This window comes from Kocuria sp. NBRC 114282 (assembly GCF_030268385.1).
Classification (GTDB): domain Bacteria; phylum Actinomycetota; class Actinomycetes; order Actinomycetales; family Micrococcaceae; genus Kocuria; species Kocuria palustris.
Map to the genome: position 1 here is coordinate 416,261 of NZ_BSQO01000003.1, position 24,388 is coordinate 440,648.

Annotated in this window: 15 protein-coding genes; 3 read left to right on the plus strand and 12 right to left on the minus strand. The window is 72.1% G+C overall.

Going from position 1 to position 24,388, the window contains the following annotated elements:
- Window positions 1-17: 17 nt before the first annotated feature.
- Together QSJ40_RS07995 and QSJ40_RS08000 are read right to left on the minus strand one after the other, a co-directional pair.
- Window positions 18-1,847 carry a serine/threonine protein kinase gene (locus tag QSJ40_RS07995; protein WP_081609523.1) on the minus strand — a complete coding sequence of 610 codons (1,830 nt, stop codon included), beginning with the start codon at window positions 1,845-1,847 and terminating at the stop codon, window positions 18-20.
- A gap of 7 nt (window positions 1,848-1,854) precedes the next feature.
- Window positions 1,855-4,599 (minus strand): bifunctional acetate--CoA ligase family protein/GNAT family N-acetyltransferase, encoded by a 2,745-nt coding sequence (locus tag QSJ40_RS08000; protein ID WP_006214882.1) that lies wholly within the window; start codon window positions 4,597-4,599, stop codon window positions 1,855-1,857.
- Between the two features lie 118 nt (window positions 4,600-4,717).
- On the opposite strand from QSJ40_RS08000, the gene QSJ40_RS08005 reads away from it, so the two are divergent.
- The gene (locus QSJ40_RS08005) at window positions 4,718-7,267 is read left to right on the plus strand and encodes a DNA gyrase/topoisomerase IV subunit A (protein ID WP_285730023.1); all 2,550 of its coding nucleotides are present in this window, start codon (window positions 4,718-4,720) and stop codon (window positions 7,265-7,267) included.
- Complete coding sequence (locus QSJ40_RS08010; RefSeq protein WP_006214880.1) at window positions 7,264-7,821, plus strand: GNAT family N-acetyltransferase; 558 nt, start codon at window positions 7,264-7,266, stop codon at window positions 7,819-7,821. Before QSJ40_RS08005 ends, QSJ40_RS08010 begins: the two co-directional genes overlap by 4 nt.
- Window positions 7,822-7,880: 59 nt before the next feature.
- Here QSJ40_RS08010 and cydC read toward each other — a convergent pair whose 3' ends face one another.
- From cydC to QSJ40_RS08035, 5 genes are all read right to left on the minus strand, one after another.
- On the minus strand, window positions 7,881-11,723 hold the full coding sequence (cydC, locus tag QSJ40_RS08015) for a thiol reductant ABC exporter subunit CydC (RefSeq protein ID WP_285730026.1): 3,843 nt from the start codon (window positions 11,721-11,723) through the stop codon (window positions 7,881-7,883).
- A gap of 55 nt (window positions 11,724-11,778) precedes the next feature.
- Window positions 11,779-12,849, minus strand: coding sequence for a cytochrome d ubiquinol oxidase subunit II (gene cydB, locus QSJ40_RS08020; RefSeq protein ID WP_058872210.1), 1,071 nt, complete (start codon window positions 12,847-12,849; stop codon window positions 11,779-11,781).
- An 11-nt stretch (window positions 12,850-12,860) separates the two neighbouring features.
- The gene (locus QSJ40_RS08025) at window positions 12,861-14,426 is read right to left on the minus strand and encodes a cytochrome ubiquinol oxidase subunit I (protein ID WP_058872209.1); all 1,566 of its coding nucleotides are present in this window, start codon (window positions 14,424-14,426) and stop codon (window positions 12,861-12,863) included.
- Between the two features lie 247 nt (window positions 14,427-14,673).
- Window positions 14,674-15,714, minus strand: a complete 1,041-nt coding sequence (locus QSJ40_RS08030) for a malate dehydrogenase (RefSeq protein WP_285730030.1) — start codon at window positions 15,712-15,714, stop codon at window positions 14,674-14,676.
- 182 nt (window positions 15,715-15,896) lie between these two features.
- A complete protein-coding gene (locus QSJ40_RS08035; RefSeq protein WP_058872207.1) occupies window positions 15,897-18,005 on the minus strand; it encodes a DNA gyrase/topoisomerase IV subunit B in 2,109 nt (702 codons plus the stop codon).
- Between the two features lie 381 nt (window positions 18,006-18,386).
- On the opposite strand from QSJ40_RS08035, the gene QSJ40_RS08040 reads away from it, so the two are divergent.
- Window positions 18,387-18,584 carry a DUF7455 domain-containing protein gene (locus tag QSJ40_RS08040; protein WP_006214873.1) on the plus strand — a complete coding sequence of 66 codons (198 nt, stop codon included), beginning with the start codon at window positions 18,387-18,389 and terminating at the stop codon, window positions 18,582-18,584.
- Window positions 18,585-18,682: 98 nt separating this feature from the next.
- On the opposite strand, the gene QSJ40_RS08045 is transcribed toward QSJ40_RS08040, so the two are convergent.
- The 5 genes from QSJ40_RS08045 to QSJ40_RS08065 all read right to left on the minus strand — a co-directional run bounded on the left by QSJ40_RS08045 (window position 18,683) and on the right by QSJ40_RS08065 (window position 24,383).
- A complete protein-coding gene (locus tag QSJ40_RS08045; RefSeq protein ID WP_006214872.1) occupies window positions 18,683-19,216 on the minus strand; it encodes a GyrI-like domain-containing protein in 534 nt (177 codons plus the stop codon).
- A 138-nt stretch (window positions 19,217-19,354) separates the two neighbouring features.
- Entirely contained in the window at window positions 19,355-20,062 is a 708-nt protein-coding gene (gene dhaL, locus QSJ40_RS08050) for a dihydroxyacetone kinase subunit DhaL (protein WP_285730038.1), read from the minus strand.
- A gap of 10 nt (window positions 20,063-20,072) precedes the next feature.
- A complete protein-coding gene (locus tag QSJ40_RS08055) occupies window positions 20,073-21,068 on the minus strand; it encodes a dihydroxyacetone kinase subunit DhaK (protein ID WP_271403692.1) in 996 nt (331 codons plus the stop codon).
- Window positions 21,069-21,227: 159 nt separating this feature from the next.
- Entirely contained in the window at window positions 21,228-22,847 is a 1,620-nt protein-coding gene (locus QSJ40_RS08060) for an RNA polymerase sigma factor (protein WP_271403693.1), read from the minus strand.
- A gap of 237 nt (window positions 22,848-23,084) precedes the next feature.
- On the minus strand, window positions 23,085-24,383 hold the full coding sequence (locus QSJ40_RS08065; RefSeq protein ID WP_285730042.1) for a hypothetical protein: 1,299 nt from the start codon (window positions 24,381-24,383) through the stop codon (window positions 23,085-23,087).
- Between the last annotated feature and the right edge of the window lie 5 nt (window positions 24,384-24,388).

The window sequence follows — 24,388 nt, forward strand, 5'->3', positions numbered from 1 at the left end:
TCACCGCCTGCCGGGGATCAGCCGCCGAAGGAGTTGCCGCCGGAGCCGCCGAGCTGCGTGCCGCCCATGCCGCCGTCCTCGGGGTCCTGGGTGACGTACGTGGTGGGAACGCCGGTGGACTCCTCCGTGCCGCTCGAGGTGGGATCGGTCGGGGGCGGGTCCTCACTGCCCCCGGGGCTCATCAGCACCACGATCAGGATCGCGGCCGCGAGGAGCACCGCGCCCACGCAGCCGATGACGACCCAGCCGCCGGCGCCGTTGACTCCCATGAACGACAGCGGACCGCTCTTGGCGCCGGAGCCCGACGACCCCGCGGCCGGGCTCCCTGAGGCACCCCCGGAATAGGCCGGCGCCGCCGTGTAGCCGGTGGTCCGGGAGGCGCCGCCAGCAGGGGCGCTGCCCAGGGACGCACCGCCGAGCGGCACCTGCGCCCCGGGGGCGGTGCTGGGGCTCGAGGGCTGCTCGCGCAGGGTCGCCCCGGCGCTTCCTCCCGCAGCGCCCGGCACGTGGGCGGGCTGATCCTGCGGGCGGACGGGGACCGAGGCCGGCGTGTGGGCGCCGGCCCACGAGATGCTGCGCTGAGGGGCCGTCGCACGGCCCGAATCCGCGACCGGGACGGTGCCCAGCAGGGCCGCTCGGCTGTGCTGGCCCTGCGGCAGCGGACCCAGCACGGCAGCGCTCGCCGTCCCGCCGCCCACGGGCGGGGCCTGCGCCGGGACTTCGCGGCCATCGCCGCCCAGGCCCGAGGGCATGCCGCTCAGCGCCGTGCCGGCCGGGCCTGAGCTGGGGCCGACGAGCGGCACGCCACCGGGCGGAGGCGTGCCGAAGCCTCCGCTGAGGCGGCCGCCCGCGGGGGCATCGATCTGCTGGGCGCCGGGCTGCTGCGGGACGAGCGTGGTGCTCGGGGTGCGCTCTCCGGCCTCACCGGACTGCGAGATGTTCTCCCCGGTGCGCTCCTGCTTGGGCGGCTCGGCGTGGCCCGAGACGATGTCCTGCCAGGCCTCCGGCAGCGGGTCCAGGGTCTGGAAGATCTCGAAGGTCTCGCCGTCGCGGGTGGTCGCCTGCCCGAAGTCCTCCTCGGCAGAGGACTCGAGCCGCTCCATCAGCGACAGGGCGCCGTCGTGGCGCACCGCGGGATCGGGGTCCAGCAGCGCCGCCACCTCGGCACCCAGCAGGGAGTCCTCGCCGAAGGCCTCGAGGGCATCCTCGGGGGTGGGGGTGATGCCGCGCTCGGCGTCCGGGCGGACCATGCGCATGGCCACCACGCCGGCGGCGAAGAGGTCCTGCGAGGGATCCGGATCCGCTCCCCCGAGCAGCTCGGGGGCGATGTAGCCGGGTGTTCCCACGACCGTGCCGATGCGGGTCAGGCGGGCGTCCTCGCCCTGCGTGGCGATGCCGAAGTCGGCCAGTCGAGCCAGGGGACGCCCCGTGCCCGTGGCATCCATCATGAGGTTGGCGGGCTTGACGTCGCGGTGGATCCAGCCCTCCGCGTGCACGAACTGCAGGGCCGAGATCAGCTGGCGCAGGATCTCCTCGGCCACCTTGTCCGAGAAGGCGCCGTGGTCCTGGATCGCGTTCTCCAGGGTGCCGCCGTCGCTGAGATCCATGGCGATCACGACGTGCTCGTCCTCGGCCGCCCAGCCGTAGGGGGCCAGCACATGCGGGTGATCGATCTTCACGGACTGCTCGCGCACGAAGCGCAGGAGGTCGGCGGAGTCGCGCTGGCGCAGGACCTTTGCGGCGCACACGTGGTTGCGCCGCTGGTCCCAGGACCGCCAGACCGTCCCGGAGCCGCCGCGGGCGATGGGATCGATGAGCGTGTACCGGCCGGCGATGGTATCGCTCATGGCCCGCTCACCTCCGCATCGCTCGTCGTGCACTGTCCGTTCGGTCCTGGGCGTTGCCCAGTCGGATGTCGGCATCCAGCACCGTCAGCCGCTGACTGGACAACAGTACCGGGTTCAGCTCGAGCCGGGCGATCTGCGGGTGGCGATCCTTCAGCAGCGAGACCCGCATGATCAGCTCCTCGAGCCGTGCGACGTCCAGCGGCGGCTGTCCCTCGTGGCCGAAGAGCTTCCGCGCGGCCTTGGGCTCGCGCACCATGCGACGGATCTCCAGATCGGTCAGCGGCGGCACGCGATGGGCCAGGTCATCCAGCAGCGACACGGCGTCTCCTGAGACGCCGAAGGAGAGCACGGGGCCGATCAGCGGGTCCTCCGTGGCCGTGAGGACCACGGCCTGGCCGGTGGGTGCCATGGCCTGGACGTCCAGCTGCTCGGTGCCCGCGCCGACCTCCCTGCGCATGGAGGTCGCAGCCTCGCGCAGCTGCTCGGGCGTGTCGATGCTCAGACGCACGCCGCCCAGATCCAGGCGCCTGCGCAGATGCTCGTCGGCGGCCTTGAGGACCACGGGGTAGCCCATCCGTGCCGCGGCGGCCAGGCCGTCGTCGATGTCCGTGAAGCGCGCGGTGGGCAGCACCGAGATGCCGTAGGCGCCCAGCAGCTGCGCCGTCCGCTCCCGGTCCAGGCGCAGCAGCATCTCGCCGCGCACCTCCTGCGACCAGCGCTCGATCATGGCCTCGGCGCCCTCGGCGTCGATGTCCTCCGGGACGGTGACCAGATCGTCCTCCTCGTCGCGCCAGCGGGCCCAGCGCTGCAGGCCGTGCAGCGCGGAGACGGCCGTCGACGGCGCCTGGAAGACCGGCAGCGTGCGGCCCTGCGGGTCCGTGTGCACCCGCGAGGAGGCGCCGCCGGCGATATCGCCGGTGACGGCCAGCACCACGGGCTTGGCGGCGCGCTCGTCGTCCTCGCCCCGCTGCGCGATCGCGGCGCACACGGCGTCGGCGAGCTCGTCGCCGGAGATGCCGCGGATCGGCATGGTCGCGACCACCACGGCGTCGCTGCGCGGATCCGCCACGGCCTCGGCGACCTCGCGCACCAGGGCCTGCAGGGCCTGCTGGCCGCCCATGGAGGTGTCCACGCGGTCGCGCAGGCGGGCCAGCGGCATCTGCAGCCCCGTGGCGGTGTCCTCCATGAGCCTGGCCAGTGCCATGGCGTTGGAGACCAGGGAGGTGCGCTGACCGCGCGGCAGCGGCTGGGAGGTGCCCACCACCGCGGTGTCCATCAGCAGATCGGAGGTGGGCACCCGGATGACCCCGGCCTGGTCGAGCATGGCATCCAGCGCCCCAGCGGGGGCCTCGGTGGTGCGGCCCGTGTGCCCGGGCGGCAGGCGCAGCCCGGCGACGTCCGACTTGGCGACCACGACCGGCTTGGTCAGGGCCAGGCGACGGGCGATGCGCGAGAACTTGCGGGGGTTGCCGAAGGACTGCAGGGTCAGCCCGCACACCGCGGTGGCCTGGTCGTCCTCCCAGAACTGCATCATGTCGTTGCCGGAGACGTCGCCGCGGTTGCCGGCCGAGACCATGGTCGACACGCCCACGCGATGCCGCAGCGCAGCCGAGGTCTGCAGCATGCCCAGAGCGCCGGACTGGCTGAACAGCCCCAGGGTTCCCTCCCCCGGCACGGCCGGCAGCACCGTGGCGTCCATGGAGATCTCCGCGCTGTGGTTGACCACGCCGAGCGAAGCCGGCCCGACGACCCGCATGCCGTGGCGGCGGGCGACGGCCACGAGCCGCTGCTGGCGCTGGGCGCCCTCGCGGCCGGACTCCGCCCAGCCGCCGGTCATCACCACGACCGCGTGGGCACCGGCGCGCCCGCACGCCTCGACGACCTCGAGCACCGCGTCCATGGGCACCGTGACGATCGCCAGGTCCAGCTCTCCGTCGATGTCCTCGAGGCTCGCAGCGTACGTCATGCCCTCCTGCTCGAAGGGCGTGGGGTTCACGCCGTAGAGCCTGCCCGTGTACCCGCCGGCCACCAGGTTCGCCACGACCGTGTGCCCGCCGTTCGTCGGATCCGACGACGCGCCCACCACCGCGATCGAGCTCGGGGTGAGCAGCCGGGCGGTGGAGCGGGCCTCGGCGCGGTGCTCTCGCGAGGCCATCACGGACAGGGACCGCTCCGTGGGGTCGATCGAGAAGTCGAGGGCCACCACGCCGTCGTCGAAGCGCCGGGCGACGTCGTAGCCGGCCTCCACGAACACGTTCAGCATCGAGCGGTTCTCGGGCAGCACCTCCGCCGTGAAGCGGTCGATGCCGTTCTCCCGGGCGGCGGCCGCCAGGTGCTCGAGCAGGATGGATCCGATCCCGCGGCCCTGGTGCGCATCCGAGATCAGGAACGCGACCTCGGCCTCCGGGGCGCTGCCCGCACGGTCGTAGCGGCCCACGCCGATCAGCTGCGTGCCCAGCAGGATCACGAAGCACACGCGGTTGCGGTGATCCACCGTGGTGTAGCGGGCCAGCTCGCGGCGGGTCAGCGTGGTCTTGTGGGAGAAGAACCGCAGGTAGATCGTGTTCTCGGACTGCTGGTGGAACATGTCCAGCAGCAGCTGCTGATCCTCCGGGCGGATGGGCCGCAGGTGCGCGGTGGCGCCGTCGCGAAGGACGACGTCCGCCTCCCAGTGCTTGGGATAGCCCGGGTCGGGCGCGGCCTGCTGGCCGGAGGGCTGGGGGCTGTCGGCGGGTGCGGTATCCGGGACCATAGACTGAAGGCTACAGAGGATGCGCTCCCGAGCACTGGTCTCGGGCAACAGTTCCGCGCGCGGTCTCCGCGCGCATCGATCGCGGCGCCGGACCGCGGCTGAGGAGAAGCACCACCCCATGGCCCCACGCAGGAGCAAGGCCCAGAAGTCCGCGCTCGACGAGCTGCCCGCGGACTTCGAGGGCAACGTCGTCGACATCGACGTCACGCGGGAGATGGAGGACTCGTTCCTCGAGTACTCGTACTCCGTGATCTACTCCCGGGCCCTGCCCGACGCCCGCGACGGCCTCAAGCCCGTCCAGCGGCGCATCCTCTACATGATGGATGAGATGGGCCTGCGCCCGGATCGCGGTCATGTGAAGTCGGCCCGCGTGGTCGGCGAGGTCATGGGCAAGCTGCACCCCCACGGCGACTCCGCGATCTACGACGCCATGGTGCGCATGGCCCTGCCCTTCGCCCAGCGCATGCCCCTGGTGGACGGGCACGGCAACTTCGGCTCCCTTGACGACGGCCCGGCGGCCTCGCGCTACACCGAGGCCCGGCTGGCGCCGGCGGCGCTGCAGCTCACGGCGGATCTCGGCGAGGACGTCGTCGACTTCGTGCCCAACTACGACAACCAGTTCATGCAGCCCTCCGTGCTGCCGGCCGCCTACCCGAACCTGCTGGTCAACGGCACCACCGGCATCGCGGTCGGCATGGCCACGAACATGGCCCCGCACAACCTGCGCGAGGCCGTCGCCGGCGCGCGCCATCTGCTCGAGCACCCCGAGGCGAGCCTCGAGGACGTCATGAAGCACATCCCCGGACCCGATCTGCCCTCCGGCGGTCAGATCGTGGGCCTGGACGGGATCCGCGACGCCTACCGCACCGGCCGCGGCTCCTTCAAGACGCGGGCCGCCGTCTCGATCGAGCAGGTCACCCCCCGCAAGCAGGGCATCGTGGTCACCGAGCTGCCGTACATGGTCGGCCCGGAGAAGGTCATCGACCGGATCAAGTCCGCGGTGCAGTCCAAGAAGCTCACCGGCATCTCGGACGTGGTGGATCTGACCGACCGGACCAAGGGGCTGAACCTGGTCATCGAGATCAAGAACGGCTTCAATCCGCAGGCGGTGCTCGCGGCGCTGTACAAGCACACGCCGCTCGAGGAGTCCTTCGGCATCAACAACGTGGCCCTGGTCGACGGCCGCCCGCAGACGCTAGGGCTGCTCGAGATGCTGCGCGTGTACAACCAGCACCGGCTCACGGTCGTGCGCCGTCGCACCGCGCACCGCCTGGGCAAGCGCCGCGACCGGCTGCACCTGGTCGAGGGCCTGCTGATCGCGATCGTGGACATCGACGAGGTCATCCAGATCATCCGCGGCTCGGATCAGACTGCCGAGGCCCGCGAGCGCCTCATGACGATCTTCGATCTCACGCAGCTGCAGGCCGATCACATCCTCGAGCTGCGCCTGCGCCAGCTCACGAAGTTCTCCCGGATCGAGCTCGAGCGGGAGAGGGAGGAGCTGGAGCGGGAGATCGCAGAGCTCGAGGCCATCCTGGCCTCCGAGGACCGGCTGCGCGAGGTCGTCTCCGGCGAGCTCGCCGCCGTCGCCGAGCTGCTGGGCGACGACCGCCGCACCCGCCTGCTCGAGGCCGATGAGGCTCCCGCGCTGCTGGCCGCCCCCGCCGCCAAGGCCGCGGCCGGGCCCGCGCTGGAGATCGCCGACGACCCCTGCTGGGTCTTCCTCTCCAGCACCGGGCGCATGGCGCGCACGAACGACCGCACGCCGCTGGCCGAGCCGGGGCGCCGGCTCAAGCACGATGCCCTCCGCTCCGTGGTGGCCACCTCCGCCCGCGGGGAGATCGGCGCGCTGACCTCGAGCGGTCGGATGATCCGCGTGCCCGTGATGGACCTTCCGGCGCTGAGCTCCTACGACGGCGCGCCCCGGCTCGAGGAGGGCACCGCCGCCAAGGACTTCCTGTCCCTGGCCAAGGGCGAGCGCCTGATCGGACTCGCCGCGCTGAACGAGATCGTGGCCATGGGCACCCGTCAGGGTGTGGTCAAGCGGCTGAACGCGGATCACCCGCTGAACCGCGACGACTGGGAGGTCATCAACCTCAAGGACGGCGACGAGGTCGTGGGCATGGGCCCGGCTCCCGACTCGGCCCAGCTCGTGTTCATCACCGCGCAGGCCAAGCTGCTGACGTTCTCCGCCGAGCTGGTGCGCGCCCAGGGCCGCACCGCCGGCGGCGTCGCGGGCATCAAGCTCGCCGACGACGACTCCGTCGTGTTCTTCGGGCCGGTGGCCTCGCAGGATCCCGACGCCCGCGTGGTCACCTACGCGCGCTCTTCCGAGGCCCTGCCAGAGATGGGCGGCTACTCCGTGAAGGTCACTCCCCTGTCCGAGTACCCGTCCAAGGGCCGCGCGACCGCCGGTGTGCGCTGCCAGCGGCTGCTCAGCGGAGAGACCGGCCTCGTGCTCGCCTGGGCCGGGCACGGGCCCGCCAAGGCGGTCTCCGCCGCCGGCGTGGCCCGCAGCCTGCCCACCGAGTTCGGACGCCGCGACGGCTCCGGCGTGGGCGTGGAGCAGCTGCCGGACGCGATCGGCCCTGCGTGGAGCCCGGTGTCCTCCGCCGCGTCCGCTGCCGAGGGCGCCGACGGCGATGTCGAGAGCGAGGAGCAGGCTTGAGCCCCGAGCAGCCCCAGGTCGTGATCGAGCGCGCGGAGCTGGACGATGCCGCCGCGCTGCACGAGATCGCCCGGCGCACCTTCGTGCACGCCACGCCCGAGGATGCCGACCCGGCCGCGATCGACGAGTTCGTGGCCACGAGCCTGTCCGAGGAGGCCTTCCGCGGCCACCTGGACGCTGCGGCCAGCCGGGTGCTGATCGCCCGCCAGGAGCGCACGCCGATCGGCTACGCCCTGCTGCTGCTCGACAAGGCCCTGCCCGATGACGACGGCCTGGACCGCTCCCAGCCGCTCGTGCAGGGCAGGGGCCTGTTCCTGTCCAAGTTCTACCTGCTGCCCGAGGCGCGCGGCACGGGAGCCTCCACCGCCATGATGCGGGAGTGCTTCGAGCTGGGGCGGCGGATCGGCGCCGATTTCCTGTGGCTGCAGGTCAACGACCGCAACGAGCGCGCCAACGCCTTCTACGAGCGCGCCGGGCTGCAGCGGGTAGGGACGGCCACGTTCCAGCTCGGTGCTCAGGTGCACAGCGACTTCCTGCGCGCCGCGCGGCTCTGAAGCCCGTCCGAGGCGGCCTCGTCTGAGCCCTGCCCCTCCCAGGACGAGCAGAGCCCTGCTCAGCTCAGCCGGGTCAGGGCATCGCAGCGGCGCACGTCCTCCGGCCGGTGCGAGATGATCACCACGCCCTGGGCGTCGGCCGCATGCGCGCCATCGTGCAGGGCGGCCATGACCTGACGTGCTGTGGGCGCGTCCAGGTGCGCCGTGGGCTCGTCCAGCAGCAGCACCGGCGAGCGCGTGAGCATGGCGCGGGCCACGGCCAGTCGCTGGCGCTGTCCCCCCGAGAGCCGCTGGCCGCCTGCTCCCACCTTCGTCTCGAGGCCCTCGGGCAGACCGGCCGCGAATCCGCCCAGGCCCACCCTCTCCAGCGCCTCGAGCATCTGCGCGTCGGTGGGGGCTTCCGCACGCTCCCGGGCCAGGGAGAGGTTGCCGCGCAGGGTGGAGTCGAAGATGTATGCGTCCTGCGGGCACCACGCGGAGACACCGCGCAGACGCTGCGACGGCATCGGCTGCCCGTCGAGGCGGATCGTCCCGGAGCTCGGTGGGAGGAAGCCCAGCAGCACGGCCAGCGCGGTGGACTTGCCGGAGCCCGACGGCCCCGTGATGCCCCACCAGCGTCCCGGACGGATCTGCCCGCTGAGCCGCGAGAAGGCATCGCGGTGCATCCCGGGCCACCGAGCGCTGAGCCCCTCCAGCTCCAGGCGCTCGAACCCGTCCACGATGCCGTCCCGCGCCCCCGGCTCGTCCGTCTCCTCCGGCCGAGCGAGATGCGCAGCAGGCTGGGTCCGTCCGACCGCCCGCACCAGTGCTGCGAAGTGCGGCCACTGGCGCGCCGCCTCGAAGCCCTGGGCGACCGGCTCCACCATGGCGGTGCACAGCAGCACGGGGATCGCGGCCACGGCGGCCGAGACCTCCCCCGAGGCCACGGGCCCCCAGGCCAGGGGCACGACGGCGATCGCGGCCGCGAACCAGATCAGCACGGCGAGCCCCTCGCCCAGGCCGCTGACCCAGGCCGCGCGCTGGGCGGCGCGCCGCCCCCGGTCGTCCTGGGCTCGCACGGCGGCACCCACGGCGGCGCCCAGCTGCGCGACCCGCAGATCCGGTGCGGCCTGCAGCGCCCGTGAGCTCAGGCGCAGCGCGGCCGCCGCGGCCTCGTGCTGACGGGCCTCCGCGCGCGCGTCGAGCCCGCGCAGCAGCGTCGGCCCCGCCGCGGCGCTGAGCACCGCCGCGCCGGCGACGGGTGCCACGGCCTGAGGGACCGTGAGCAGGCAGACGACGACGGCTCCCGCGAGCACCGGGCCCAGCGCGGCGAGGGGAAGCAGGATCCGGGGCAGCGCATCGCGCAGGTCCTCGATATGGGTGATCAGCCGGTCCAGGAAGACCTCCCCCGTGAGCATGGCGCGCAGCCCCAGCGCTGTGCGGCCGGTGGCCTCCCATGCCCCCAGGCGCAGGCGCCCGGCTGCCCGGAGGGCGACGTCGTGGCTCATGAGCCGCTCGAGGTAGCGCAGCACGGCACGCCCCAGACCGAAGAAGCGCACCCCGGTGACCGCGACCAGCAGGTACATCATCCCGGGCTGCTGTGCCGCCCGCACGATCAGCCAGCCCGACAGCGCGGTCAGCGCGGCGCCGAAGCCGATCGCGGCCACGGCGAGGGCTGCGCTGAGCACGGCCCGGGACCAGGAGATCCCGCTCAGGCGCAGGACCGTGCGCACCGTGGCGAAGGGTCCTGGCAGCCGCTGCCCGCGGTCGTCCGGCTGCTCGCCCGGCGCGTCCGCCTCCGCAGCGTGTCCGCGCTGCACTGCGTTGGTCTCGACGGGGTCCGCGTTCTCATGGGGTCCGGAGCACGACGGCCGCCGATCGGAGTCCGGGAGGACCCGGGCCCCCCGTGCCGAGAGCTCGAGGCGGTGATCGGCGTCGCCGATCAGGCCCTCGTCGTGCGTCACGACCACGACGATCGCACCGGCCCGTGCCATCCCCCGCAGCCCGGCGGTGATCATGCCGGCGGCGTCCTGGTCGAGGTGGGCGGTCGGCTCGTCGACCAGCACGGTGACGGTCTCCCCGGGGCTGGTGCGCTCCAGCGCCTCGACGGAGGCCATGCAGCGGGCGACGGCCAGACGCCGGGCCTGGCCCGCGCTCAGAGCCTCCGGGGCGAGCTTTTCCAGACCGGACAGCCCGACGCCGGCCAGCAGCGACGCCGCGCGCGTGCGGCCTGCGAGCACCGACGGTCCGCTCGGCCCCTCCGTCAGGGCATGCTCGGAGGAGCCCGGCTCCGGCTGCGCACCGCGACTCGGGATCGTGGGCTGCGCCTCGAGGAAGGCCGCCGCGTGCTCGGGCGCCAGGCACAGGGCGATCTCATCGAGCGCCGTCCCCGCCACGAAGGCCGGCGCCTGAGGCACCAGGCGCACCGGGCCGGGCAGCACGATGCGCCCGTCGATCACGCCGGCGGCCGCGGGGTCCTGGTGCCCCGGCTCGGCGCCCGAACCGGACCGGTCGCGCCGATCGGCGCCACGACGAGGAGCCCGAGGGATCAGCCCGGCGATCGCCGAGACGACGGTGGTCTTGCCGGCCCCGGACGGGCCGCTCAGCGTGGTGATCCGCCCTGCCGAGGCGCTGAGATCCAGCGGCCCGATCGTCTCGGCGCGGCCGTCGTGGCGGACTCGCAGCCCCTCCACCAGCAGCTGAGCGGGCTGCCCCTCAGTCGCGACCGCTGCGGTGCCTGCCGATTCCGGCCGCTCGGCCGCGGAGGCCCGCTCGGTCGCCGGCTCTCCGGACGGGCTCGACAGCAGCCGTTCGGAGCGGCGCAGGGCCTCGACGCCCTCCTGCGACTGGTGGTAGGCGGTGCCGACATCGCGCAGGGGCTGATAGCACTCCGGGGCCAGCAGCAGGACCATCACGGCGGTGTCCAGGCCCATGCCGCCCTCGACCAGCCGCACGCCGATGAACACGGCCACCAGAGCTACCGACAGCGTGGTGATCAGCTCGAGGGCCAGCGAGGACAGGAAGGCCGAGCGCAGGGTCTGCATGGTGCTGCGACGGTGCTCGTCGTCCAGATCCGCGAGCGCGCGGGCCTGGGCGCGGTCGCGGCGCAGGCCCACGAGCACGGGCAGCCCGCGAGCCAGCTCCACGATGTGGCGCGACAGGCGCAGCTGGGCGTCCTGCGCGCGCCGCGTCTGATCCTGCGTGGTGCGCCCGATGAGGATCATGAACACGGGCACGAGCGGCAGCGTCAGCGCCACGATCAGGGCGCTGACCCCGTCGTGCAGCAGGATCCACAGCCACAGCACTGCCGGAGCGACCCCGGTGGCGACCATGGCGGTCACGGCGCGGACGTAGTAGTCGTCGAGCGCCCCGAGCCCGCGCGAGACCAGCACTGCGGCAGCCCCCGCGTGGTCCTCGGGCCCGGCCGACGGGGCCTCGGAGCCGGTGGTCGACGATCCGCTCTCGAGCAGGCGCAGGATCAGGCGCGAGCGGATCTGGGAGATGGTGCCGGCAGCGCCACGACGGGCTGCCACCGCGGTGCCCCACTGCGCCAGTGCCCGCAGCGTCGCGCCGAGCGCGGCGAGCCAGAGCCCGGGCCAGCTCCACCACGGGCCGTCGCCGAGCCAGGCTCCCGGAAGCAGTCCGTCGATGCGGACCAGGCCGGTGCCGATGAATTCGGCCAGTCCCTGCGAGCTGGTCGTGCCCTGCGCGGCCTGGGCGGCGAAGCCGTCGGCGGCCAGGGCCGCGATCAGGGCGCCGAGCCCGGTGGCGAAGGCGATCATGCCCAGCGTCCGGACCAGGCTCAGCGCACCCAGCAGCGGCAGGATGCGACGGGCCTGCGGGCCCAGCGGCGGGCGGCCCGAAGCGCGGCGCGCGGCTCCCGGCTGCTCAGGGCCCAGCCCGCCGTCGCTCGGATGCTGCACACCGGGCTGCTCGGGAGAGCTCGCCCCGGCAGCGGTGTGCTGCGACGCGCTGCGTTCAGGCACCGGCGCGCGTGGGCATGGTGGTCAGATCCGCATGATCGCCGCCGGAGGGCAGATGCTCGGCGCGCAGGCGTCGTCGGAAGACCCAGTACGTCCAGCTCTGATACGCCAGCAGGAACGGGACCCCGAAGCCGGCCACCCACGTCATGACCGTGAGCGTGTACGGCGAGGAAGAGGCCGAGGTGATCGTCAGATCGGGCGCGCCGGCCAGTGTGGTGGGCAGCACAGCCGGGTACATGGCAGTGAACACGGCCAGCAGGCCGAGAGCCGCGAACCCGGCCATCCCGGCGAAGCTCCAGCCCTCGCGCCGGCGCGTCCCCGCCAGCCAGGCCGCCGCGACCGACATCACCGCCAGGCAGGTGCACAGCCAGGACAGCGTCGAGCCGGTGGCCAGCTGCACCACGACGACCAGGGCGGCCAGCGGCAGGACGCCCGCGGGCAGGGCGCGCACCAGGAGCGCGCCGGCGCGCTCGCGCACGGGCCCGTCCGTCTTCAGGGCCACGAAGGCCAGGCCGTGGATGAGGCAGAAGCCGACCATGCCGAGCCCGCCGAGCACCGCCTGCCAGCTCAGCCACGACAGCAGCCCGCCTACGCGGTCGCCGTTGTCGTTCAGCGGAAGCCCGGTGGCGGTGATGCTCAGCAGCGCGCCGATCAGGAACGCGATCGCCAGGGAGGACCACGCGGTGATGGCGTTCCAGCGCCGCGACCACGCCTCCGAGGAGCCCTTGCCGCGGTACTCGATGGACACCGCGCGCAGGATCAGCGCGATCAGGGCCAGGGTCAGAGGGAGGTAGAGCCCGGAGAACAGGGCCGCGTACCAGTGCGGGAAGGCGGCGAAGGTGGCCGCTCCGGCGGTGACCAGCCAGACCTCGTTGCCGTCCCACACCGGCCCGATCGTGTTGAGCAGCACGCGCTGCTCCCGGTCGTCACGGGCAAAGATCCGCCCCATGAGCATGCCGACGCCCAGATCGAAGCCGTCCAGGACCACGTAGCCGATCCAGAAGAAGCCGATGACGAGGAACCACGCCGTGGCCAGACCCGGCTGTCCCGCGAACTGCTCGAACATCTCTCGTCTCCTCAGTAGGCGAAGGCCAGGACGTCGTCCCGGGAGCCGTCGTCGTCGTGGTCCTCGTGCTCGACCAGCTCGGGCATGGCCGCGACCACGCCGGTGCGCACGTACTTGGCGATCAGCGCGACCTCCACGACCATGAGCACCCCGTACAGCAGCAGGAGGCTGCCGAGCGAGAACAGCAGCTCCCCGGCCGTGACGTTCGGCGAGACCGCGGCTTCGGTGAACATGAAGATCCGCTGATCCAGCGGCAGGTCCGGATTGGGTGCGACGACGAAGGGCTGCCGGCCCATCTCCGTGAAGACCCAGCCCGCCACATTGGCCCCGAACGGGGCCAGGATGCCCACGACGCCCAGGCCCATCAGCCCCTTCGACAGGGGCACCGTGCCCTTGCGCGTGAGCCACCAGGCACCGGCGCAGGCCACGGCCGCCAGACCGCCGAAGGTGATCATCAGGCGGAAGCCCCAGTAGGTGACCTCCATGAGGGGCTGGTACTCGATCTGCTCACCGGCTCGGTCGCCGTAGAGCTCGTCGTCGGCCAGGTTCGTGCCGTACTCCTGCTCGTACTCGGGCTGCAGCGTGTTCAGCCCCGCCACGTCGGTCGTGAAGTTGTTGTAGGCCAGGAAGGACAGCAGGCCGGGCACTTCCAGGAGGGTGTGCACGTTGTCGCAGGACGCGTCGCCCGGCGAGCCGATCGTGAGCACCGAGAACGCGGTGCCGTCGTGGCAGGCCGCTTCCGCGGAGGCCATCTTCAGGGGCTGCTGGTGGATCATCAGCTGCGCCTGCGCATGTCCGGAGAACGCCGTCCCCAGGAAGCCGATGATCCCGATGAGGATCCCCACGCGCAGCGAGCGCCACCACACCCGGTAGTCGGTGCGGTCGCGTCCCCCGGTGGGCAGCTCCCCCACGACGACGACGCCGTCGGCATCCACGGTGTCGAGGCCGTCCGCCCGGCGGCGCCACAGCTTGTACCAGGCGATGCCCAGCAGGAAGGACCCGGCCACGGCGATCGCCCCGAACAGGGTGTGGATGATCGCCACCACCGCTGTCGAGTTCGTCAGCACGGCGCCGATGTCATTCAGGATGGGGCGGCCGTCGATGATCTCGTAGCCGACCGGATGCTGCATCCACGAGTTGGCCACGATGATGAAGAACGCCGAGAGCCACGAGGCGATCACCGCCATGGCGAGGCAGGCCGCGTGGACCGCCGGGCGCAGCTTGTCCCAGCCGAAGATCCACAGGCCCAGGAACGTGGACTCCACGAAGAACGCGAGCAGTCCCTCCATGGCCAGCGGGGCGCCGAAGACATCGCCCACGAAGCGCGAGTACTCCGACCAGGCCATCCCGAACTGGAACTCCTGGACCAGGCCCGTGGCCACGCCCATGATGAAGTTGATCAGGAAGAGCTTGCCCCAGAACTTGGTCAGCCGCAGGTCCTCCGGGCGGCGCCTGCGCACCCACTGCAGGTTGAACCACACCACGACGGCGCCGAGTCCCAGCGTCAGCGGGACCATCATGAAGTGGTAGACCGTGGTGATCCCGAACTGCCACCGAGCGATCTCGACGATGTCCATGCGACTCCTCGCGGGGCCCTGCCGGCGGAGCGCCGGGCGGAGACGGGCCTCGCCTCAGATGCTCCACAGTCTAGGCTCGCCGATGGTTCGAGCGGTCCGCGAGCCGGGCTCTGAGGCTGTCTCGTCGCTCACACCCGCGCCGTCCCAGGTCAGGGCATCGTCGGTCGTCCCAGGCGCGCCATCGCCGTGGCAGCTCCGGCACTCTTCATGCGCCGCAGCCGTCCCGGCGCGCGGGTCCAAGCGCGGCTCAGCTGCGAGGACCCAGCAGTCCCGCTGCCGCCACCGCATCGCGCTCTGCGACCAGCTCGGCCACCGAGCGGTCGATGCGCTCGCGGGCGAAGTCGTCGATCTGCCAGTCGGGCACGATGGACCACTGCCCGTCGGCGCAGGTCACGGGGAAGGAGCTGACGATCCCCTCCGGGACGCCGTACGAGCCGTCCGAGGCCACGGCCATGGAGGTCCACGAGCCCTCCGGGGTGCCCTGGCTCCACAGGCGGACGTGGGAGATCAGGGCATGGGCGGCCGAGCCCACCGACGAGCCGCCGCGCACCTCGATGATCTCGGCGCCGCGCTTGGCCACCGCCGGGATGTACGTCTCGGCGACCCACTGCCGGTCCAGACCCCGATCCGCCAGAGCCTGGACGGCAGGGCTGCCGGAGACGACGGCGCGCGAGAGGTCCGCGAACTGGGTCGCGGAGTGGTTGCCCCAGATCGCGACGCCGTCGATGTCGGCGGCCGCCCGGTCGCAGGCCTGAGCCAGCTGGGCCTGGGCACGCAGGTGATCCAGCCGCGTCAGGGCCGTGAAGCGCTGGGCCGGCACCTCAGGAGCATGGGAGGCGGCGATCAGCGCATTCGTGTTGGCCGGATTGCCCACGACGACGGCGCGGAAGCTGTCCTGCGCCCCCGCGGCGATCGCGCGCCCCTGCTCCGAGAAGATGCCGGCGTTGGCCTCCAGCAGATCCGCGCGCTCCATGCCCTTGCTGCGCGGCCGGGCGCCGATCAGCAGTCCGAGCTCGCTGCCGTCGAAGGCCTGCACGGGATCGTCGAACACGTCGACGGAGGCCAGGAGATCGAAGGCGCAGTCGCTGAGCTCCATGGCCACGCCCTCGGCGGCCCGGGCCGCCTGCGGCAGCTCGAGCAGGCGCAGCCGCACCGGCTGCTGCGGCCCGAACAGGTCCCCGGCACAGGCGCGGAACAGCGCGGCGTAGCCGATCTGCCCGGCGGCACCCGTGACGGTGACGGTGATCGGGCGGGGGTCCTGGGTGGTCTCGGGGCCGGTCGTGTCCATGGCTGCTCCTGCACTGGGCTGGGTCGGTGTGGCTTCAGCGTAGGTCGCGGGAGCATCGGCAGGCACGGCGTTGCACGATCTGGGCAGCGAGGTCTTGCAGACCGACCCCGCCATGCGGCGAGCCGAGGGCGCAGCCGCGCTCGCCCGGTCGGGCTGCGGCCCGGCCAGGCCGCCGGTCGTGCTCAGGCGTCGATCTGCTCGGCATCCAGTCGCGCGGCGCCCTCGATGATGAAGTCCCGGCGCGGGGCCACCTCCGAGCCCATCAGCAGCGCGAAGGCGCGCTCGGCCTCCTCGGCCTGGCTCATGGTCACCCGGCGCAGCAGCCGGTGGCGGATGTCCATGGTGGTCTCCGCCAGCTGATCGGCATCCATCTCCCCCAGGCCCTTGTAGCGCTGGATCGGCTCCTTGTAGGAGCGGCCCTCCGACTCGAGGCGGGACAGCAGGCGGTGCAGCTCGGCCTCCGAGTAGGTGTAGACCATCTCGTTGGCCTTCGAGCCGCGGTTGATGATCTCCACACGGTGCAGCGGGGGAACGGCCGCGTAGACCTTGCCGGCCTCCACGAGCGGGCGCATGTAGCGGTAGAACAGCGTCAGCAGCAGCGTGCGGATGTGGGCGCCGTCCACGTCGGCGTCGGTCATCATGATGACCTTGCCGTAGCGGGCGGCGTCGAGATCGAACGTGCGCCCCGAGCCTGCGCCGATGACCTGGATCAGGGCCGCGCACTCGGCGTTGGCCAGCATGTCCGGCAGCGACGCCTTCTGGACGTTGAGGATCTTGCCGCGGATGGGGAACAGCGCCTGGTAGGCGGAGTCACGAGCCATGCGGGCGGTGCCCAGCGCGGAGTCGCCCTCCACGATGAAGACCTCGGAGCGCTGCACATCGGTCGAGCGGCACTCGACGAGCTTGGCGGGCATGGACGAGGTCTCCAGGGCGTTCTTGCGCCGCTGCGTCTCCTTGTGCAGGCGAGCCGAGATGCGGGACTTCATCTCACCGACGACCTTCTCCAGGACCTGCCCGGCCTGGTTCTTCTGCTCCCGCTTGCCCGACGTCAGCGCCGCCGTGAGCTCCTTCTCCACGACCTTGGAGACGATCTGGCGCACCGCCGGGGTGCCCAGCACCTCCTTGGTCTGGCCCTCGAACTGCGGCTCGGCCAGGCGCACCGTCAGCACGGCCGTGAGCCCGGCCATGATGTCGTCCTTCTCGATCTTGTCGTTGCCGGCCTTGAGCTTGCGCGCGTTCGCGGCGATCTGCTTGCGGAAGACCTTCACCAGCGCCTGCTCGAACCCGCTGACGTGCGTGCCGCCCTTGGGCGTGGCGATGATGTTCACGAAGCTGCGCAGCTCGGTGTCGTAGCCGATCCCCCACCGCAGGGCGACGTCGACCTCGCACGTGCGCTCGACGTCCTTGAGCCGGGACTGACCGGAGTCATCGAGCACGGGCACCGTCTCGGTGAAGGTCCCCTCGCCCTGGAAGCGCCAGACATCGGTCACGGACTCGTCCGAGGCCAGGAACTCGGCGAACTCGGAGATGCCGCCGTCGTGCTGGAAGACCTCCTCGTGGGAGCCCATCTCACCGGCCGTGCCCGGAAGGCGGCGCTCGTCGCGCACGGTGAGGCGCAGCCCCGGGATCAGGAAGGCGGTGGTGCGGGCGCGGCGGACCAGCTCCTCATAGGAGAACTGGGCGTCCGGGGTGAAGATCTGCTTGTCCGCCCAGTAGCGCACGCGGGTCCCGGTCACGCCGCGCTTGGCCTTGCCGACGACGTCGAGCTCGGATCCCGAGACGAACGGCTCGAAGGGCGCCTGGGGGCTCGGGGCGCCCTTGTCCTCGAAGCGCCCGGGCTCCCCGTGGCGGAAGGACATCTGGTAGGTCTTCCCGCCGCGATCCACCTGGACGTCCAGGCGCGAGGACAGGGCGTTGACCACCGAGGCGCCCACGCCGTGCAGACCGCCGGAGGCCGTGTAGGAGCCGCCGCCGAACTTGCCGCCGGCATGCAGCTTGGTGAACACGACCTCCACGCCGGACAGCCCGGTGCGCGGCTCCTTGTCGATGGGCACGCCTCGGCCGTCGTCGTGGACCTCGACGCAGCCGTCCTTGTGCAGCACCACCGTGATCTGCTGGCCGTAGCCGGCCAGGGCCTCGTCCACCGAGTTGTCGATGATCTCCCAGAGGCAGTGCATGAGCCCGCGGCCGTCGGTCGAGCCGATGTACATGCCCGGGCGCTTTCGCACAGCCTCCAGGCCCTCCAGCACCGAGAGGTGGCGGGCGTTGTACTCGGAGGTCGAGGGGGTCACGACGGGAGAGCTCCTGCGGTTCGACGGCATCGATCGTGCCTGCGGCTGCCGGCCGCGGCCGGGGGTGGGGCGGCCGCCCGGCGGCGCACGGGCGACCCCACTCTAGACCGGCTCGGCGACACCGCGCGGGCCGCTGCCGTTGCGATCGACGACGGGTCCCCACCGTGACGCGGCGCTCACCGGATGCGCGGTGGGCGAAATCGCGTGCCGCTGGGAAGCTTCCGGGGGCTCGGCGTGGTTCTATAGTCCGAACCGCCGCACCCCCGCCTCGGAGGACCGAGCGCATCGGATGCGCGGTATCGGCCCAGCGTCGATGCTGGACCAGACGAATCCGTCGCGGACATCTCACGATCCGACGGACTCCGAGCACGAGGAGGAATCGTGAACACCACGCTTGAGACCCCAGAACTGAACGCCACCCACCGCTGCGACGCCTGCGGCGCCCAGGCCTACGTCCGTGTGGTCCTCGAGTCCACCGGCGGCGAGCTGCTCTTCTGCGCTCACCACGCCCGTGCCAACGAGGACAAGCTGCGCCCCATGGCCGCCCAGTGGCAGGACGAGACCGAGCGCATCTCCTGAACGCTCAGGATCCCCTGCGGCGCGGGCGCTGAGCCGGCACGAGGGCCCCGTTCACCGGTCGGTGAACGGGGCCCTCGCCTGTGCCGGAGGCCTCGGGCTCAGCCCAGCCGCGTGAACAGGTCGGTGCGCAGGTCCACCGGATCCATCTCCGGGCTCGGCTCGGTGACGTAGACCTCCCAGAACGGCAGCTCGGGGGTCTCACCGGCGGAGGCGACCTGACCCATGAACCCGGCCCAGGCGGTCGACAGCTGGTCGAACCCGCCCAGGTGGGAGATCCGCGCCGCTCGTCCTCCCGGCAGCCACGACGGCTCCAGCCGCACTCCGTCCGCGGCCTCGATCACGGACTCGCTCGGCTCGGTCAGGGGCATGCCGACCTCGAAGTCCGCGGTCTCGTCCGGGGCGCGGTGGTACAGGGCGAACGCCGGTCCGCTGGGGGTCAGCCCGTGCTGCGCCATGGCCGGGAAGATCGCGCGGAAGGCGGTGTCGAAGACCTCCGGCATCCGGTCCATCGGCTGGCCGTGGACCTTCAGCACCAGCGTGGGGACCTGCTGGGCCTCGAAGACCTCGAGGCTGGTCACGGGCTCCTGGCTCAGGCCCATGGGCGATCCGAAGGGGGTGGATTCCTGCGTCATGGGTCTCTCCTGTATCTCGTGCCCCCACAGCGCGGGCGGCTTCCGGATGCGGCGGGGTTCTGGGCTCATGCTAGGTCGTCGTCCCGGTGTCGCAGGAGAGGGCCCTCCCCCTGCGTCTGCGCCGGAAAGGCCCGTCCCTCAGACGAGCCAGGCGGTGTCGACCTCCCGCGGGTGCTGCTCGCCCCGACCGGCGTCAGCGGCGGCACGAGCCGCGCCCAGCACCAGTGCCATGGCCGCGGCGCCCGGGTCGATCACCCCCTGCGAAGCCTCTCCCACATAGCTGGCTCGACCGCGTCGGGCGAGGCTCTCAGCACTGCTGCGAGCGCCCTCGACCGCAGCGGCCTCGCCGGCTTCGAGGACGTGCTGCGAAGGCTCGCCGTCGTGCAGACTCCGGCGCATGGCCTCCACTGCGGGAGCCAGGGCATCGACCATCGTCTTGTCCCCGACCTCGGCCTCGCCGTAGCGCTGCACGATCGCCTGCCCCGCAGCCAGGGCCTCGACGAGCTCCTCCACCTGCGGAGTGCCGTCCGCCTCACCGGCCTTGGCCAGCTCTCGGAAGAACACGCCGAACAGCGGACCGCTGGTGCCGCCCACGGCGAGCCAGCCGCGATACAGCGCGCTCAGCCACTGCCGGTAGGTGCTCGGCTGCTCCTGCTCGGTCTCCCTGTCCAGCTGCGACAGCGCGCTGCGCACGCTGGTGCCGAAGTCGCCGTCGCCTGCTCGACGGTCCAGCTCGCCGAGGGCTTCGGCGTTCTCGCCCAGCAGCCGCTGCACGCCCTGCACGAATCGGCGCCCGAAGTCCTCGCCCAGGCCCTGAGCCGTCCCGGAACTCTCCTGCTCGGTCATCTTCTGCTCCTCACCAGGTCAGGGCGGGGGTGCGCACGGGGGCGTCCCACAGCTGACGGGTCTGCGGATCCAGCGGCATCAGCGTGATCGACACGCCGTGCATGTCCAGGCTCGTGACGTACGAGCCCACGAGCCAGCGCCCGACGGACAGTCCTTCGCCGCGGAGGCGATGGTGCGCCGCTCGCGCCACGAGGCTCAGCTCGAGCTGCGTGGCCGAGCCGAGGCCGTTGACCACCACGAGCAGCTCCTGCCCCTGCTCCAGGCCCAGCTGCTCGAGCAGCGGGTCGAGCAGCTGGTCCGTCAGCCCGTCGGCGTCGGTGAACTCGCCACGGCGGGCCGCGCGCTCGCCGTGGATGCCGACGCCGAGCTCGACCTCGTGGTCCTCGAGCTCGAACTGGGGGCGCCCGTCCGCCGGCGGGGTGCCCGCGGACAGCGCCAGGCTCATGGTCCGCGCCGAGGCTGCGGCGCGGCGGCCGATCTCGGCGACCTCGCTCAGCTCGGCTCCTTGCTCGGCTGCGGCCCCGCACAGCTTCTCCACGATCAGGGTGGCGGCGGTCCCCCGGCGGCCCGGTCCGCCGTCCGGGGAGTCGGTGGCCAGGTCGTCGTCGACCAGCACGATCTCGGTCTCGATGTCATCGTCGCCGGTGATCTCGTCCGCGATCCGGAAGTTCAGGACGTCGCCGGTGTAGTTCTTGACGATCTGGACGACGCCGCGGCCCGAGTCGGCGGCGCGCGTGGCCTCCAGGACCTGCAGCGCGGTGGGGCTCGTGAACACGGCGCCCGCAACGGCCACGTCCAGCATGCCGCGCCCGACCATCCCCGCGTGCAGCGGCTCGTGCCCGGAGCCCCCGCCGGAGACCAGTCCGACCTTGTCCTGAGCGGGCTCGCGGCGGCGCACGTAGCGGTGCTCGGCCTCCAGCTCCAGCAGCTGCGGGTGGCTGAACACGAGGCCCTCGAGGGCCTGCGGCACCAGCTGATCGGGATCGTTGACGATGCTTCGGCGCATGGCCGCTCCTCACCTGAGGTGTTCTCTCGGTGCTGCGGATCCTACGGGCGGCCTCCGACGGCGCAGCGCCCGGGGGATACCACGACGGCCCCCTCTCCGCCGCTGGGGCAGCCGGAGGGAGGGCCGTCGGAAGGACGCTGCGCGCTCAGCGCAGGAGGATCAGTCCAGGTAGTCGCGCAGGACCTGCGAGCGCGAGGGGTGGCGCAGCTTGGACATGGTCTTGGACTCTATCTGGCGGATCCGCTCGCGGGTCACGCCGTAGACCTTGCCGATCTCGTCCAGGGTCTTGGGCTGGCCGTCGGTGAGCCCGAAGCGCATGGCGACCACCCCTGCCTCCCGCTCGGAGAGTGTGTCGAGCACCGAGTGCAGCTGCTCCTGCAGCAGCGTGAAGCTCACGGCGTCGGCGGGCACGACGGCCTCGGAGTCCTCGATCAGGTCTCCGAACTCGGAATCGCCGTCCTCGCCCAGCGGGGTGTGCAGGGAGATGGGCTCGCGGCCGTACTTCTGGACCTCGACGACCTTCTCCGGCGTCATGTCCAGCTCCTTGGCCAGCTCCTCCGGGGTGGGCTCGCGGCCCAGGTCCTGGAGCATCTGGCGCTGGACGCGGGCCAGCTTGTTGATGACCTCGACCATGTGCACCGGGATGCGGATGGTGCGGGCCTGATCGGCCATGGCGCGGGTGATCGCCTGGCGGATCCACCAGGTGGCGTAGGTCGAGAACTTGAAGCCCTTGGTGTAGTCGAACTTCTCGACGGCGCGGATCAGGCCCAGGTTGCCCTCCTGGATCAGATCCAGGAAGAGCATGCCGCGGCCCGTGTAGCGCTTGGCCAGGGAGACGACGAGGCGCAGGTTGGCCTCGAGCAGGTGGTTCTTGGCGCGCTTGCCGTCGTGGATGACCCAGCGCAGGGCCTTGCGGTCCTCCTTGGACAGCTTGTCCGCTTCCTCGCCCTTGTACTTGTGCTCGGCGAACAGGCCGGCCTCGATCCGCAGGGCGAGATCGACCTCCTGCTCGGCGTTGAGCAGCGCGACCTTGCCGATCTGCTTCAGGTAGTCCTTGACGGGATCGGCGGTCGCGCCCGCGGAGACAACCTGCTGCGCGGGGGCGTCGTCATCGTCGTTGTTGGACAGCACGAAGCCGCGGACCTTGTCCGACTTGGACTCGGTCTCCTTGCCCGTGGGCTTGGCGATGACCTCGGTGCCGGAGCGGGCCTTCTCGGCGTCGTCGCCCTGGACGACGACGTCCTCGCCCTCCTCCGCGGAATCATCGGCCTCATCGGCCGAGTCGAGGTCCTCTCCCGAGGCGTCCTCGTACTCGTCCGCGCTGTCCTCCGGCTCGGCCTGGGCCGCCTTGCGGCGGGTGGTCTTGGGCGCGGCCTTGGCGGCGGTCTCGTCGGACTCGGCGGCCTTGGCCGCCGTCTTGCGCGTGGTCGGCTTCTTGGCGGCGGTCTTCTTGGCCGGAGTCTTCTTGGCCGGGGCCTTCTCAGCCTCCTCCAGCGACTCGGTCTTGGCCTCCGCCTCAGCACCGGTCTCCGGGACCGAGGCCTTGGTGGCCGTGGAGCGGGACGCGGTCGACTTGGAGGCAGCCGACTTGGCGGCGCTCGACTTCGCCGCGGACGAGGTTGTCTTGCGCGCGGCGGTGGTCTTCTTGGCCGCAGTCGTCTTCTTGGCGGCGGACTTGGCCGGGGCTGCGCCCGTGGACTCCGCACCCGCGGTGTCGACCTCAGCGGGGTCGCTCGCGCTCGCAGCGGCAGCCGACTTGTTCTGGGCAGCAGGGGACAATGTTGACCTTTCCTCACTAGACGAAGCGCCCGACTCACCGTCAGAACGCCTATGACCCTGTCAAGCCCTCGGCTCGCACACACACGCGCTGCCAAGGATCCTGAAGGGCCTACCGTGGGATCCAACCAGAGGTCGCTGCCTTTTGTTCCGTGAATCGCGGATGTCGCAGATCTTTTTTCTGACATCGCTGGAGCGCGCCCCACGGCTTCCGTCCGAACACCGGCAGGACCTCGGGGCTCAGCTGCGACGATGCCAGCTGCGCTGCGGATCTCCCGCCCAGCTGGGCAGCGGATGCTGGGTGCCCAGAGCGCGCAGTCGTGCCACGCCCAGGTGCCCCGGCACGGCCTCCGCAGCCAGCTCGAGCCACTGGGTCGCCCGCGTCCCCCGGGCGCGAAAGCGCTCCAGATGCGCGGTGGCCACCCACAGCCAGGCCTCGGCATCGGCACCGGCCGGCGATCCGGGCCCCGCTTCAGCGGCGCCGTGCAGCAGGTCCAGCAGCAGCTCGAGCACGCCCTCGCACTGCTCGACCCGCTCCCAGTCGGGCGTCCCGTCCCACTGGCCCTTGAGCACCTCGATCATCCAGCCGAAGTCCTCGCCGTGGCTCGACCCGTGCACCATGGCCTGCAGCTGCCACCAGGCCCTCAGGGCGCGTCCGTGCTGGCCGGTGAGCACGGACACCGCGAGCGCGTCCGATCCCAGCGGATCCGCCAGGCAGACCAGCAGCTGCGCCTGCGCGGCCGAATCCAGCACCGAGGCCCGTTCGGCGGCCGTGCCCGGGGAGCGCTCATCGAACAGGCGCTGCCAGGCCTCCAGGGAGTCGGCCACCTGGGGTCCGACGTCGCGGTGGAGGCACTGGGCGGCACCAGGTCCGGCCGCGCCGCGGCGCAGGCTCCATCGCCGCTGGAACTCTCGGACCAGGCCCCGGCAGTCCTCTACCCGCAGCTCGCTGCGCTCCGGCTCGGCGCGGACGGACCGAGTCGGGGCCGGCTCGTCGACCGTGCTTCCGGTGACCACCAGCGCCGTCCACACCGCGCTCGAGCGGATCTCCTGCACGTCGCGGCCGATCCGGGGCTCGGAGTCCTCCAGATCGAACCACTGCCGCGGCCCCACCTCCCAGCACCCGGCGATGCTGTGCCCGGACAGGGCCGCGGCCTCCCCCACGGCGTCGACGACCTGCTCGCACTGCCGCGCGTCCAGGGAGGACCCGTCGGTGAACAGTGCTAGGTAGAGGCGGTCGCCCACCGGATCGTGCTCCAGCAGGCGGCACAGCTCGGCGATCCATTCGAGCAGCGTGAGCTCATCGGCGAGCACCCGCTCCTCGGGCAGGTCCACGCGCAGGCACGGGCCGGGCTCCGAATCGGTCGAGGTCAGCAGCACCGCCGAGCGCTTGGGCCACTGCCCCAGCGTGTGCGGCATGATCGCGAGGATGTCCGCGGCGGTGCGCGCCACGGGCGTGAACGGGTCGCGGCCGACGTCCTGCCCGGAGTCGGCGCGGGAGGAGGGAGTGGGATCGCTGTGCGCGGCGTCTGTGCTCATGGGCC

What these genes read in the sequence shown, in the direction of transcription:
- QSJ40_RS08000 (WP_006214882.1), bottom strand. Translation starts at nt 4,599, where the DNA reads ATGGTCCCGGATACCGCACCCGCCGACAGCCCCCAGCCCTCCGGCCAG.
- QSJ40_RS08025 (WP_058872209.1), bottom strand. Translation starts at nt 14,426, where the DNA reads ATGGACATCGTCGAGATCGCTCGGTGGCAGTTCGGGATCACCACGGTC.
- QSJ40_RS08055 (WP_271403692.1), bottom strand. Translation starts at nt 21,068, where the DNA reads ATGCGCCGAAGCATCGTCAACGATCCCGATCAGCTGGTGCCGCAGGCC.
- QSJ40_RS08005 (WP_285730023.1), top strand. Translation starts at nt 4,718, where the DNA reads ATGGCCCCACGCAGGAGCAAGGCCCAGAAGTCCGCGCTCGACGAGCTG.
- cydB (WP_058872210.1), bottom strand. Translation starts at nt 12,849, where the DNA reads ATGTTCGAGCAGTTCGCGGGACAGCCGGGTCTGGCCACGGCGTGGTTC.
- QSJ40_RS08030 (WP_285730030.1), bottom strand. Translation starts at nt 15,714, where the DNA reads ATGGACACGACCGGCCCCGAGACCACCCAGGACCCCCGCCCGATCACC.
- QSJ40_RS08065 (WP_285730042.1), bottom strand. Translation starts at nt 24,383, where the DNA reads ATGAGCACAGACGCCGCGCACAGCGATCCCACTCCCTCCTCCCGCGCC.
- QSJ40_RS08045 (WP_006214872.1), bottom strand. Translation starts at nt 19,216, where the DNA reads ATGACGCAGGAATCCACCCCCTTCGGATCGCCCATGGGCCTGAGCCAG.
- dhaL (WP_285730038.1), bottom strand. Translation starts at nt 20,062, where the DNA reads ATGACCGAGCAGGAGAGTTCCGGGACGGCTCAGGGCCTGGGCGAGGAC.
- QSJ40_RS07995 (WP_081609523.1), bottom strand. Translation starts at nt 1,847, where the DNA reads ATGAGCGATACCATCGCCGGCCGGTACACGCTCATCGATCCCATCGCC.